Below are 13667 nucleotides of genomic sequence, written 5' to 3' on the forward strand. Positions count from 1 at the left end.
TGGCTAAGTCTAGACTAAATTGACGGTGCGCCATTGGGCAGAAAAGGAAGCCTCCGATTGCTTCTTAGCGCATTGATACCAACAATAATAGGTCCACAGCTTTCAGGGATTCACTATGAGTGAAGCAGCAACCTCTTTGCCGCCTGAGGAACATTCGGGCAACCGGCTGAAACCGAGTGTTGAGGCGCGTTGCGCACGACATCCGGGCATGAGCGGCATTCATCCGCTTAACGATGGATTGGACGCTTTTGCTGCGCGCTATCAGTTGATGAGCATGGCGCAGCACACCATTGATGTGCAGTACTACATTTGGCACAACGACATGTCCGGCCGCTTGCTGTTCAGCGCGCTGCTGGACGCCGCCGAGCGCGGGGTGAAAGTGCGATTGCTGCTGGATGACAATAACACGCCGGGTTTGGATGAGACGCTGGCGGAACTCGATCGCCACGCCAATATCGCCGTGCGCCTGTTTAATCCGTTCTCGTTCCGCACGCTGCGCGCGCTCGGTTATCTCACCGATTTTTCCCGCCTCAATCGACGTATGCACAATAAGAGCCTGACGGTGGATGGCGCGGCGACGCTGGTGGGCGGGCGCAATATCGGCGACGAATATTTTGGCACCGGCGATGAACCGCTGTTTACCGATCTCGATGTCCTGGCGATTGGTCCGGTGGTCGACGAGGTGACGCAGGATTTCGAACGCTACTGGCGCAGTAAAGCGGTATCGCCGCTGCGCCAAGTGGTTGATGTGAGCGGCGATGCGCATCAGGCAGTGCGCTTGCCACAAGAGTGGCAGCAGAGTGAAGCGGTGGAGCGCTATCTGGCACGGTTGGAGCACTCGTCGTTTATCAGCCAGATGGAGCAGGGCGAGTTGGAGATGACGTGGGCGGAATCGCGCCTGCTGAGTGATGATCCGCGTAAAGGGCTCGGCAAAGCAAAACGCCGCAGTTTACTGCCGCAGCGCATGCTAGAGGTCATCGGCACGCCGCAGCAGCAGTTCGATATTATCTCGGCCTATTTTGTCCCGACGCGATCTGGCGTGGCGCAGCTGCTGGCATTGAAGCGGCGCGGGGTGAAGATTGCCATCCTTACCAATTCGCTGGCGGCCAATGACGTCACGGTGGTGCACGCCGGTTATGCGCGCTGGCGCAAAAAACTGCTGCGCCACGGCATCGCGCTGTATGAACTGAAGCCGCAGAACAATCCGCAAACCGCGCCACACGATCGCGGTATCACCGGTAATTCAGGTTCCAGTTTGCATGCCAAAACCTTTACCGTGGACAATCGAAAAGTGTTTATCGGCTCGTTCAATTTCGATCCGCGTTCCGCCATGCTGAACACCGAAATGGGGTTGGTGATTGAGAGTGAAGCCCTGGCGCAGCAAACGCATCAGCGCTTTATTGCCGGGATGCGCGATCGCGCCTGGACGCTACGTCTGGATAAGTGGGGACGCGTCAATTGGGTCGAGTTTGCTAACGAGCAGGGCGAAGTGGTGCACAAACATGAACCGCAATGCACGCTGCTGCAGCGCTTGCTGGTGCGACTGGTGTGGCGCTTGCCGGTTGAGTGGTTGCTTTAGATAAAAAGGGCCAGCTTAGCGGGCCCTTTTTTCATTTGCGTTGCGGCTTACCGGAGAACAGGAAGCGCAGCAGCGGAATGCGCAGATGGATTTCATACAGCGTAAACGCCACGCCAAATACCATCAGTAAGCCGACGAAGAAGCCGAGCGTGTTGTTGCCGATGTGCGGGGTGATGTAGATGCCGTACAAAATGGTCAGCGGATGGTGTACCAGATAGATAAACAGCGAGGCATTCACCAGATACATGATGCGCGGCGAATGGCTGTTCAGCAGCTTATGGCCGAAGCTAAAACAGACGTTTAGCATGCACAACCCCATCAGCGTCGAAATGATCATATCGATTTCATACAGCCAACCTTCACCGCTGCTGTAACGCTGATTCAGGCTATAGGCGATGAATACTGCGATAGCGCCAAAGCACATCACCGGATTAAAGCGCACAAACAACGCTTTCAGCGCCTGATGCTTCCAGCTCAACGCACCCAGCATAAAGAACGGCAGGAACATCAGCGTTTGCATCACGGCAATGCTGAACAGGCCATCGGCAAATACGGCCGGAACGAAATAAAACAGCACGCGGCGGAACGCACACCAAATTAAGGCATAAGTCAGTAGCGCCAGCGTCAATTTACCCCAGCCAATTTGCTGATAATCGATGCTGCGCTGCTGCTTATTCAGCCAGCGAAAAGCCACCATACCGAACGTCGTCAGAATCACCAGTACCAGTAAAAACCACAGATGAGATATCAGCTCCCACGCCAGCGTGTTGTACTTGTTGTAGAGCGAGAAACTGTTCCAGTCGCCGATTTTATCGGTGAGATTTTTGGTGATGAAAAACTGCGGCAAAGTAATCAGCGGCACGGCAGTCAACATCGGGATGCCGACACGCTCCAGACGCACTTTCAACCAGCGCTGCGGCTGGTAGCGTAAGTAGAGCATGTAGGAAAAATAGCCTGAAATAACAAAGAACACCTGCATGCGGAAGGCGTGAATAAAGTCGTTTAGCACCGTCAACCACATTGAGGCGTCATGGCTGTTCACGGCCCATTTCTGCGTGGAGTAAATCAGAGAGACGTGAAAAGGCACGCCTAATAACATTAAATACGCGCGAATCGAATCGAGGAAATATTCACGTTCGGGTTTAGCTGAACTCATAATCTTCCAATAGTCAGTTTACTTGCCGGTTTCGCCCTGAAACCGGATTATGCCGAAGGAAAATTCTACCGGCTGTAAACAGGGTATACTATCAGGTGAATCTGTATGTGATTTTGCGGGGTTTAATTATCCTAAAAGCACATTTTCAGCTTACAAATCAGCGGAACAATCTATTACATACGCTGTCGGAAAACCGAATAATCCTTTAAGATAATCGGGTTTGATCTAAGCACACGAAAGGGGGGGATGTGCTGAATAATGTGAATAATAAAGTGGAACTGGTAAAGATGCGCTGGGTAGGCGCGGCAGTTCTGCTGGCTATGTATGCCAACAATAGTTGGGCGTTTAACATTGATGATGTTGCAAAACAAGCCAAGGCGTTGGCAGGGAAAAGTTTCGAAGCGCCAAAAAGCAATTTACCCTCTCAGTTTCGTGAAATGAAGTTTGCTGACTATCAGCAGATCCAGTTTAACCACGACAAAGCTTATTGGGGCAAACTGCGCACGCCGTTTAAGCTTGAGTTCTATCATCAGGGCATGTATTTCGATACGCCGGTGAAAATCAATGAAGTGACGGCGTCTTCAGTACGTGAAATTAAATATAACCCTGACTACTTCAATTTCGGCAACGTAAAACACGATGCTGATGCAGTCAAAAACCTCGGCTTTGCTGGGTTTAAGGTGTTGTATCCTCTAAATAAAAAGGGCAAAGACGACGAGATCACCAGCTTCCTCGGCGCCAGCTATTTCCGTGTGATTGGCGAGGGCCAGGTGTACGGTCTTTCGGCACGTGGACTGGCGATTGATACCGCTTTGCCGTCGGGCGAAGAGTTCCCGCGCTTTAAAGAGTTCTGGATTGAGCGTCCAAAACCGCAGGACAAACAGCTGGTGATCTATGCGCTGCTGGATTCGCCACGCGCGTCCGGTGCCTATCGTTTCATCATCAAACCGGGCAAAGAATCGACGGTTGATGTGCAATCCAAAGTTTATCTGCGTGATAACGTCGGCAAACTGGGCGTTGCGCCACTGACCAGTATGTTCCTGTTTGGTGCAAACCAGCCTTCGCCAGTGACCAACTTCCGTTCTGAGCTGCACGATTCGAATGGTCTTTCGATTCATGCCGGTAACGGTGAGTGGATTTGGCGTCCGCTGAATAACCCGAAACATCTGGCGGTCAGCACCTTTACCGTTGAGAACCCGAAAGGTTTTGGTCTGCTGCAGCGCACGCGTGATTTCAGCCGTTTCCAGGATCTCGACGATCGCTACGACCTGCGCCCTAGTGGCTGGGTTGAGCCACAGGGTGATTGGGGTAAAGGCCGCGTTGAACTGGTAGAGATTCCAACTGCCGATGAAACCAACGACAACATCGTTGCATTCTGGACGCCGGAAAAACTGCCAGAGCCGGGCAAAGAGATGAACTTCCAGTATCGTCTGCATTTCACCCGTGACGAGAATCAGCTGCACTCAGACGACATCGCCTGGGTAAAAGACACGCTGCGCTCTGCCGGTGATGTGAAGCAGTCGAATCTGGTGCGTCAGCCGGATGGTTCTATCGCCTTCACCGTGGATTTCGTTGGCAAAGCGATGAGCAAGCTGCCGGAAGATACGCAAGTGGCGCCGCAGGTGAGCGTGGGTAACAACGCTGACGTGGTTGAGCAGAGTGTGCGCTACAACCCGGTGACCAAAGGCTGGCGTCTGGTGTTGCGTCTGCGAGTGAAAGATAACAAGCAGCCGACTGAGATGCGTGCGGCGCTGGTGAGCGGCGACAAGACATTGACGGAAACCTGGAGCTATCAGCTACCTGCCAATGAATAAATCGATATTTCTACCTCAATCTTACGTGGAGGCTCTGCCGCTTGATGCGGCAGGGCGCGCCCGTCTCAGCGATTCGCTGCAGAATGCGCAGGCGTTCCACGCTATTCATACGTCGCTGGGGCAAGATAACGCCGCCAGCGAGCGCCCGGATGATGCACCGCTGAAATCGGTGTCATCTCGTGTGCAAATGGCCTGGCCGGACTCACTGGCGGATGGTCAGCAGCTCAGCAAGGATTATCTTGATCGCACCACACTGAAGGCGATGCCGAAAGTGAAGCGTTCGCTGATGTTCCCGGAGATCTGGCGCACCAACCCGATTGCGCGCGCCTGGGATTCCCTGCGCGGCCAGAAATCCACTCCACGCTATGCCACCGTTGAAGAGCAGAAAAACGAGGACAAGTGGCGCCACGTTGGCTCCATGCGTCGTTACGTACTGCTGATTCTGACGATTCTGCAGACCGTGGTGGCAACCTGGTACATGAAAACCATTCTGCCGTATCAGGGCTGGACGCTGATCGATCCTATCGAGATGTTCAACCAGAACTGGCTGCAGTCGGTTGAGCTGATCCTGCCGTACATCCTGCAGACTGGGATTCTGTTCCTGTTCGCCATCCTGTTCTGCTGGGTTTCTGCCGGTTTCTGGACTGCGCTGATGGGCTTCCTGCAGCTGCTGATCGGTCGCGATAAATACAGTATTTCGTATTCGACAACCGGCGATGAGCCACTGAATCCGGAACACCGTACTGCGCTGATCATGCCGATCTGTAATGAAGATGTAGAACGCGTGTTTGCTGGCCTGCGTGCGACCTGGGAATCGGTCAAACGTACTGGCAATGCCGAACACTTCGACGTCTACATTCTGAGCGACAGCTACGATGCCGATATCGCCATCGCCGAGCAGAAAGCCTGGATGGAGCTGGTGCGTGATGTCGGTGGCGCCGGCAAGATTTTCTATCGCCGTCGTCGTCGTCGTGTGAAGCGTAAAAGCGGCAACATCGATGACTTCTGCCGTCGCTGGGGCAGCAACTATAGCTACATGGTGGTGCTGGACGCCGACAGCGTAATGAGCGGTGAGTGTCTTACCGGTTTAGTGCGCATGATGGATGCTAACCCGAACGCCGGTATTATCCAGTCTTCGCCGAAAGCGTCAGGCATGGATACGCTGTATGCGCGTTGCCAGCAGTTTGCTACCCGTGTGTACGGTCCGCTGTTCACCGCTGGTTTGCACTTCTGGCAGTTGGGTGAATCACACTATTGGGGCCATAACGCCATCATTCGTGTGCAACCGTTTATCGAGCACTGTGCGCTGGCACCGCTGCCGGGTGAAGGTTCCTTCGCGGGTTCGATCCTGTCGCATGACTTCGTTGAAGCCGCGCTGATGCGTCGTGCCGGTTGGGGGGTTTGGATCGCCTACGATCTGCCAGGCTCCTATGAAGAACTGCCGCCGAACCTGCTGGATGAGCTGAAGCGTGACCGTCGCTGGTGCCACGGTAACCTGATGAACTTCCGTTTGTTCCTGGTAAAAGGGATGCATCCGGTTCACCGTGCGGTGTTCCTGACGGGCGTAATGTCCTATCTCTCTGCGCCGTTGTGGTTCATGTTCCTCGCGCTTTCTACTGCCTTGCAGGTGGTACACACGCTGATGGAACCGACCTACTTCCTGCAACCACGCCAGCTGTTCCCGGTGTGGCCGCAGTGGCGTCCCGATCTGGCGATAGCCTTGTTCTCAACTACGTTGGTGCTGTTGTTCCTGCCGAAACTGTTGAGCGTGGTGCTGATTTGGTTCAAGGGAGCGAAACCTTATGGTGGCGCCATCCGCTTGTTCTTCTCGCTGATTCTGGAGATGCTGTTCTCAGTGCTGCTGGCGCCGGTGCGCATGCTGTTCCACACCGTGTTTGTGGTCAGCGCGTTCCTTGGCTGGGAAGTGGTGTGGAACTCGCCGCAGCGTGATGATGATGCGACGCCGTGGAGCGAAGCTTTCCGTCGTCATGGTTCACAGATGCTGTTGGGTCTGGTGTGGGCGGGCGGTATGGGCTTCCTCGATCTGAACTTCCTGTGGTGGCTGTCGCCGATCGTCGTCTCGCTGATCCTGTCGCCGTTTGTGTCGGTGATGTCGAGCCGTGCAACGGTAGGGCAGAAAAGTAAGAACGCCAAACTGTTCCTGATCCCGGAAGAGTATGAGCCGCCTAAAGAGCTGGTCGATACCGATCACTATCTGCAGATCAATCGTCAACGCGCGCTGAAAAATGGCTTTATGCATGCACTGTTTAACCCGGCGTTTAACGCGCTGGCGACGGCAATGGCAACATCGCGTCACAAGCAGAGCGATTTACTGGATCATGCGCGTGACCGTCGTGTCGATCAGGCACTGAGCGATGCGCCAGAGAAACTGAATCGCGAGCAGCGTTTGCAGCTGATTAGCGATCCGGTGGTGCTGGCTCGTGTGCACTCACGCCTGTGGGAAAGCGCGGACAAATATCATCAGTGGGTGGAAAGCTATCAGAAGCTGAAGCTCAATCCAGAGGCGCTGCCACAGCGCTGAGGATGAGAAAGTAGAAAGCGGCAGAAATGCCGCTTTTTTTTCGCCAGAAATATGACGCAATCTTTACGTGTTAAGGAGTGGTCATCGTCCCTGCGAGATGGTTAAACTAACGCCAGTTCATTGTGAGTAAATGTTGTGAATTATTTCCTGAAAATAACCGCGCTTAGCGCCGCCATTCTTCTGCTCACCGGTTGTGGCAGTATCATCAGCCGCACCTTTCCCGGACAAGGTCACGGCAACCAATATTATCCCGGCGTTCAGTGGGACGTTCGTGACGGACCGTGGCGCGTGCTAACCATTATCGATTTGCCGCTGTCGCTGGTGATGGACACGCTGTTACTGCCCGTCGATGCCAGTCACGGTCCGTACGAATAAACGTTATTACAGGTTGTCAGAAGGGCTGTTGTCGTCTTCCCACTCTTGTGCCGCCGCTTCGCCCTCTTCAAGGTCACGCGGTGGTTCCAACTGGAACTCGCCGTCATCCCATTCGTGCAGCGTATTTTCCGCCTGCCACTCCTGACGCAGTTCGACTTCATCAAAATCGCCATCAAAGATGGCTTGTGCAGCGTCTCCGCTGGAGATCGGCAGGCATTCACCCTGACCGTCCTCTTCCGCGAAAAATTCGGCCTGCCACATAATGTCGCCATCCTGCATCACGTACTTCTGCAGGGCGAACTGGCTCACGCTGGCATCTTCTTCAGCGATCTCTGGTTGGCTGGCGAGAAACTCTTCACGAGCGGCTTCAATGGCTTCTTCAAGGGTGGTAAACAGGCTCATCATCAACTCCATGTCTGTAAAAAAGGGATTTCACAGAAGGATAGACGAAAAATCGTGAAGTGCAGGGCGGAGAGGAAATATCAGTTGGGCGGTTGCGTGAAATTCAACCGCCTAACCGGTCAGGCTATTTTCTGCGGGAAATGCAATACCGGGCGTACTGATTCGTGAATAATTGGAGCAGAGTAACGAATACAACATTTAATACAGGGCTTAACCTTTTTAAAATTAATACGCGCGGTTGATAATGCCTGATTTAAATTATATAGAGTGCCAATAAATACCATGTCCTCCTTTACGGGTAAGCGTTTGCACTCTTTCCGATGCAGAAGATGATAACCTTCCTGATCGGTACTGATCGTCACGTAGTAGTAGATACCTTTATTCATATTATATTGTCCTGAGATATATTTGCTGTGTGTAATCTTTTTATATTTTTTAAAAGTGAACGGGTGAAGCTAAGTGCTGTAATCGAAATTAACTGGATTCGATTTTACGAACCAATTCCATAAAGTTATAAGCGAAGCGATTATTTTAACGAAAAGGAATATGGGGTTTTTTAATCAGACAATACCTTGTTTAGTAAGTTAATTTTACTTCATTGATAAGTGATGCCGAAGGATTTAGCAATATTAAATAGGAATAGCCCTGGAAGTCGTAGAAATCAGGTCCGAAACGCTAAACTTAGGTGAATAAATATTAATGGGTGACAATTCCGCGAATCCTGCATCAACGCAGAATTTGGCTGCTGCGGCGCAAGGAAAGGTTAATTTTACGTCAACATTGCGTGCTGAAGAAAAGTGATGTCTGATTAAATGCGGCGCTAAGCCAACTATCAGCTTAAGTTCAGGCTGGCACGGCTCACTAATAAATTACCGCATGTGATCGCGCCAAAAGGCAAATTAGTGCATATAAACAGCGGAGCACACAGGGTGCCCCGACCAATATTAATAAACCGATGGTTCGCCTTGCGGACGCGTTTTAAAGCGGCGATGCAGCCACATGTATTGCTCTGGAGCCAGCAGCACAGTCTCTTCCACCACTTTATTCATCACCACAGCCGTATCAAGTTCAGATTCCAGCGTAAATTTGTCGCGGATATCTGGCATCATTTTCAGCTCATAGCCGCGCGCGTTCGGCAGACGTCGCGCCAGGAACGGCACCACGCTTGGGTTTGCCAAACGAATCAGCATATGGGTGCCGGTGGTGGTCGCCGCGTCCTGAACCGCGAAGAATGGCGCAAACACGCTGCTGCGCGGGCCATAATCATGATCCGGTGCATACCAGATAATGTCGTTGTTCTTCATGGCGCGAATCATGCCTTTCAGATCTTTGCGGTCCAGCATGCTTTTATTGGAGCGCATCCGGCCCCAGGTTTGCAGCCAGTCGATCAACTTGTTGTCGTTGGGACGATACACGCCAATGCCTGGGTTGTGCATACCAAATACCCGCGCTCCCAACTCCAGAGTCAGAAAGTGCATACCAATTAATAATATGCCGCGCTTCTCTGCCAGCGCGTTAGTCACGTGCTCCAGCCCGCTGGTGGTGACCCATTTACGAATACGCCAGTCCGGCCAGAACCACGCCATCCCGGTTTCAATCAGCCCCATGCCTACCGATTCGAAGTTGTGCTTTACCATCGCGTCACGTTCATTGGTCGGCATAGTGGGGAAGCACACTTCAAGATTACGCTGCGCCACTTCAACGCGCCGCTTCATAAAGCGCATGGCAACGCGACCCAATCCGCAGCCAATTGCATGCAGTACCGGATAGGGCAACAGCACCAGCAGATAAAGAAAGCCAATGCCGAGCCAGGTCAGCCAATAGCGTGGATAGAAGAGTTCACGGGTGAGTTGGGGAAGTTGAGTCATGGAAATGTCAGTATCCTGCGTCTTATGCCAGAGAGTCCGGTTTCTGTAATTTTTTGTCATTATGCCATTTTTTCATTCTGGCTGAAATCAAGCATAGACCGAGGACGGCTTTCCGACAGCAGGTATGCGCACGAAAACGCAATTGTGGCGCACAAATGCGTGTGTAATTTCAGCCGGCAGGCTTATCAAACCAACATTTTTGTATCAGGCAGAATTCGGGTATCATACGCGCGCTAAATTTCTCTGATTGCTAACAGGACGAACACCATGCCAGTGTTACATAACCTTGTTTCCAATAAAGAGCTGAAGGAACGTATGTTGGCGGAAACCGAACCACGTACCACAGTCTCTTTTTATAAATACTTCCAGATTGCCGATCCTAAAGCCTTCCGTGATGCCCTCTACGTTGAGTTAACCAAACTCAAGGTGTTTGGTCGCGTCTATGTTGCGCACGAAGGCATCAACGCACAAATCAGTGTGCCCGCCAGCCGCTACGAAAAGATGAAGGCCGCTTTGTATGCCTTTGATGCGGCGCTAAATAACTTGCGCATGAACATTGCGCTGGATGATGACGGTAAATCTTTTTGGGTGCTGCGCCTGAAAGTGCGTGAACGCATTGTAGCGGATGGGATTGAAGACAATAGCTTTGATGCCAGCGATGTGGGTGCTTACCTGAAAGCCGCGGACGTTAATGCGATGCTCGACGATCCGGATGCGCTGTTTGTGGATATGCGTAACCACTACGAATATGAAGTGGGGCGCTTCGATAACGCCATGGAAGTGCCGGCCGATACCTTCCGCGATCAACTGCCGATGGCCGTTGATATGCTGCAGGATCAGAAAGACAAAAAGATTGTTATGTACTGTACCGGTGGCATTCGTTGTGAAAAGGCCAGCGCCTGGATGAAACACAACGGCTTCAAAGATGTTTATCACATCGAAGGCGGGATTATTGAATACACCCGTCGGGCGCGTGAACAGGGCTTACCGGTGCGTTTCAAGGGCAAAAACTTTGTCTTTGACGAGCGCATGGGCGAGCGTATTTCCGACGATATTCTTTCCAGCTGTCATCAGTGCGGCACGCCTTGCGATAGCCACACCAACTGCATCAATGATGGCTGTCATTTGCTGTTTATTCAGTGCCCAAGCTGCGCTGAAAAGTACAACAACTGCTGCAGCCCAATCTGCATGGAAGAGTCAACGTTGTCGCCAGAGGAGCAGCGCGCACGCCGTGCGGGCCGTGAAAATGGCAACAAAGTGTTCAACAAATCACGTGGTTTGCTGAACATGACGATGGCGATTCCGGCGCCAGATAAAAAATAAGCGTAAAACAGCCTGAGGTCTGCGGACTTCAGGCTGTATTTCGTTTACTTACGCACGCCTTCCACTGAAATAATCAGTTCAGCTTTCTGCGATGCCGGGCCAAGATCTTTGCTGATGTTGAACTCTTTCAGCACGATCTCACCGCTGGCTTCAAATCCTGCACGGTAGCCGCCCCATGGATCTTTGCCTTCACCGATCAATTTTGCATCCAGCGTGACGGGCTTGGTCACGCCATTCAGCGTCAGGTCACCGGTGATCTTGTAATCTTTACCCTCTTTCTTCACGGCGGTAGAAGCAAAGGTTGCCTGCGGGAACTTACCGGTGTTGAGGAAATCCGCGCTGCGCAGGTGTTTATCACGCTCAGCATGGTTGGTATCGAGGCTGTTGGTGTTGATGGTCACGTTGACTTTATCTGCCGCAGGATTGGCTTCATCAAACGTGAAGCTGCCATCAAAGTCTTTAAAGGTGCCGTACAACCAGCTGTAGCCCAGATGCTGAATGCGGAACTGTACAAATGCGTGCTGGCCTTCCTTATCAAATTTGTAATCAGCCGCGCTGGCCGTCAGGCTGGCGCTCAATAATCCGGCCGCTGCTACTGCCAATAATGTCTTCTTTAGCACGTTACTTTTCCTTTTCAGAGGTTAACGGGATGCGGTAACCCAACATCCTTTTCAGTGTCACATCACGGTCGATAAAATGGTGCTTCAGGGCTGCCAGCGCGTGTAGTGCTGAGAACAACACCAAACCCCACGCCAGCCAAAGATGAATGTCACCCGCCAGATCCGCTTGTTGCGCGGCACTGCTGAACAGGGCGGGAACCGCGAACCAGCCAAATACGGAGATCGGTTTGCCATCGGCGGTGGAGATGAGATAACCGGTGAACAGCAGCACCAACAGTAAGCCGTATAACAGCCAGTGCGCGGCGGTAGCGCTGCGTCGTACGGCGGGCGAATAACTCGCCAACGGTTTGGGCGGCGGTGAAATAAAACGCCAGCCGAGGCGCAGCAGCAGCGCAGCGAACAGCAGAATGCCGATGCCTTTATGAATTTCGGGCGCATCGTGATACCAGCCATCGTAATAGCCCAATCCGACCATCCACAAACCCAGCGCGAACATGCCGTAAATAACCAGCGCCATAAGCCAATGCAATAAAATCGAGACAGCGCCGAAATGCTGTGTGGAATTACGCCACATTAAAATCACCTGGAATGAAATAAGTGGTAATGAGCATCTACATTTTGCAATGAAAGATCAATTAACCTTACTTTTCTATAAAGTTGAAAATCATCTTCGGAATAAATGAGGATTTAATTAAAACTCAGTCAGAATAATTGAAGGGACAGCTTAAATGGCGGGGCTTATTGCGAAGTATTGCATATTCACTACACCAAATGCGGCATAGCGCTGCGCTTAATGTTGATATAGGTAATTAACTGTCAGTTTGTGTCAATTTCGCCGGCACAGGATTAGTACCGGCAAGTATGGTTTAGTTAAATCGCGCGAGCGAGAAAGGCGCAATATCGAAAGAGAACGGTTTGTTCTGCGCAAATTCACTGGCAAGTTCACCCAGCACGCTGGCGAATTTGAAACCGTGTCCGCTTAAGCCGGTGATGATCAGACGATTAGGTTCGCCCGGTAGCGTATCGATAATGAAATCTTCGTCCGGCGTATTGTCGTAGCTGCAGGCTTCGCCATGCAAACAGACGCCCACGCCCGGCAGGAATTTACGCAGGAAGCTAAAAGATTCGTTGCCGTCTACCGCGATGCTGCCAAAAGGTTTGCGATCGGCCGGCGTTTGCATCAGCTGTCCGCCATCGTGACGTCCCACTTTCAGCGCGTTGTTATCCGCCGGGAAGCCGTAAAAGTGGCTGCCATCGCTCATCTCCACGGTAAAGCCGGGGAATTTATTGTTCTCGCTGTAGCGACCATCTGCCTGATACCAGGCGAAAACTTTGCGCACGGGCGCAACCGGCAGATCGGCGACCAACTGGCTCACCCAGGTACCGGCGCTGACCAACAGTTTACGCGCGCGGAAAATGCCATCGCTGGTGGTGACTTGCTGCAGATCGCCGTCACGACCTATCTCTGTCACCGGACAGTTAAACAGCTGCGCGCAACCGGCCTGTTCCGCCAGCTGCACCCAGCTGCGCACCGCTTGCTCACATTTGAGGAAGCCGGAGTTGGGTTCGTACACGCCGATGTAGCCATCCGGCACTGTGAACTGCGGCCAGCGCGCGCGCACTTCATCGGCTTGCAGGATTTTCACATCCAGCTGCCACGCTTTCGCGCTATCGATAACATTTTGAATAAAGGAGGAGGTGATGGGCGCTAAGTTGAGGATGCCGCTGCGATGCATGATGCGCTCGCCGCTCTGGCGTTCCAGCTCATCCCAGAGTGTCTGTGCGCGTAGCACCAGCGGCACGTAGCGTTCACCTTCACCATACGCATGGCGAATCAGGCGGGTTTCCCCATGATGTGTGCCCTGGCTGTGCGGCGGATGGGCGCTATCAATCATCAGCACCGATAAGCCAGCCTGCGTGGCGTAAAACCCTGCTGCTGCGCCGACCGAACCGCTTCCCACCACAATCAGATCATAAACCATAACGAC

12 protein-coding genes are annotated in these 13667 nt (G+C 52.5%); 5 read left to right on the forward strand and 7 right to left on the reverse strand.

Features of this window, described 5'->3' with window-relative positions; all coding sequences use genetic code 11:
- Nucleotides 1-115 precede the first annotated feature (115 nt).
- A complete protein-coding gene (locus ACFQW4_RS07040; RefSeq protein WP_377724548.1) occupies nucleotides 116-1579 on the forward strand; it encodes a phosphatidylserine/phosphatidylglycerophosphate/cardiolipin synthase family protein in 1464 nt (487 codons plus the stop codon).
- Nucleotides 1580-1610: 31 nt separating this feature from the next.
- On the opposite strand, the gene mdoC is transcribed toward ACFQW4_RS07040, so the two are convergent.
- The gene (mdoC, locus tag ACFQW4_RS07045; RefSeq protein WP_222233246.1) at nucleotides 1611-2735 is read right to left on the reverse strand and encodes a glucans biosynthesis protein MdoC; all 1125 of its coding nucleotides are present in this window, start codon (nucleotides 2733-2735) and stop codon (nucleotides 1611-1613) included.
- A gap of 278 nt (nucleotides 2736-3013) precedes the next feature.
- Here mdoC and ACFQW4_RS07050 point away from each other — a divergent pair, with 278 nt between their 5' ends.
- From ACFQW4_RS07050 to ACFQW4_RS07060, 3 genes are all read left to right on the forward strand, one after another.
- Entirely contained in the window at nucleotides 3014-4549 is a 1536-nt protein-coding gene (locus ACFQW4_RS07050) for a glucan biosynthesis protein G (protein WP_192234533.1), read from the forward strand.
- A complete protein-coding gene (mdoH, locus tag ACFQW4_RS07055; RefSeq protein ID WP_101760869.1) occupies nucleotides 4542-7091 on the forward strand; it encodes a glucans biosynthesis glucosyltransferase MdoH in 2550 nt (849 codons plus the stop codon). Before ACFQW4_RS07050 ends, mdoH begins: the two co-directional genes overlap by 8 nt.
- A gap of 135 nt (nucleotides 7092-7226) precedes the next feature.
- Entirely contained in the window at nucleotides 7227-7466 is a 240-nt protein-coding gene (locus ACFQW4_RS07060; protein WP_110865906.1) for a YceK/YidQ family lipoprotein, read from the forward strand.
- Between the two features lie 6 nt (nucleotides 7467-7472).
- Here ACFQW4_RS07060 and ACFQW4_RS07065 read toward each other — a convergent pair whose 3' ends face one another.
- From ACFQW4_RS07065 to ACFQW4_RS07075, 3 genes are all read right to left on the reverse strand, one after another.
- Nucleotides 7473-7868 carry a MysB family protein gene (locus tag ACFQW4_RS07065; protein ID WP_101760867.1) on the reverse strand — a complete coding sequence of 132 codons (396 nt, stop codon included), beginning with the start codon at nucleotides 7866-7868 and terminating at the stop codon, nucleotides 7473-7475.
- Nucleotides 7869-7987: 119 nt separating this feature from the next.
- On the reverse strand, nucleotides 7988-8254 hold the full coding sequence (locus ACFQW4_RS07070) for a hypothetical protein (RefSeq protein ID WP_008103132.1): 267 nt from the start codon (nucleotides 8252-8254) through the stop codon (nucleotides 7988-7990).
- Nucleotides 8255-8812: 558 nt separating this feature from the next.
- Entirely contained in the window at nucleotides 8813-9736 is a 924-nt protein-coding gene (locus ACFQW4_RS07075) for a Kdo(2)-lipid IV(A) acyltransferase (RefSeq protein WP_101760866.1), read from the reverse strand.
- Nucleotides 9737-10003: 267 nt separating this feature from the next.
- Here ACFQW4_RS07075 and ACFQW4_RS07080 point away from each other — a divergent pair, with 267 nt between their 5' ends.
- Nucleotides 10004-11059 carry a rhodanese-related sulfurtransferase gene (locus ACFQW4_RS07080; RefSeq protein WP_101760865.1) on the forward strand — a complete coding sequence of 352 codons (1056 nt, stop codon included), beginning with the start codon at nucleotides 10004-10006 and terminating at the stop codon, nucleotides 11057-11059.
- Nucleotides 11060-11103: 44 nt separating this feature from the next.
- Here ACFQW4_RS07080 and ACFQW4_RS07085 read toward each other — a convergent pair whose 3' ends face one another.
- The 3 genes from ACFQW4_RS07085 to solA form a co-directional block, all read right to left on the reverse strand.
- Entirely contained in the window at nucleotides 11104-11679 is a 576-nt protein-coding gene (locus ACFQW4_RS07085) for a YceI family protein (RefSeq protein ID WP_101760864.1), read from the reverse strand.
- A gap of 1 nt (nucleotide 11680) precedes the next feature.
- Nucleotides 11681-12253 (reverse strand): cytochrome b, encoded by a 573-nt coding sequence (locus ACFQW4_RS07090; protein ID WP_377724553.1) that lies wholly within the window; start codon nucleotides 12251-12253, stop codon nucleotides 11681-11683.
- Between the two features lie 292 nt (nucleotides 12254-12545).
- Complete coding sequence (solA, locus tag ACFQW4_RS07095) at nucleotides 12546-13661, reverse strand: N-methyl-L-tryptophan oxidase (RefSeq protein ID WP_192234320.1); 1116 nt, start codon at nucleotides 13659-13661, stop codon at nucleotides 12546-12548.
- Between the last annotated feature and the right edge of the window lie 6 nt (nucleotides 13662-13667).

Origin of the sequence: Pantoea sp. GCM10028869, from assembly GCF_042666835.1 — a bacterium.
Taxonomy (GTDB): domain Bacteria; phylum Pseudomonadota; class Gammaproteobacteria; order Enterobacterales; family Enterobacteriaceae; genus Pantoea; species Pantoea leporis.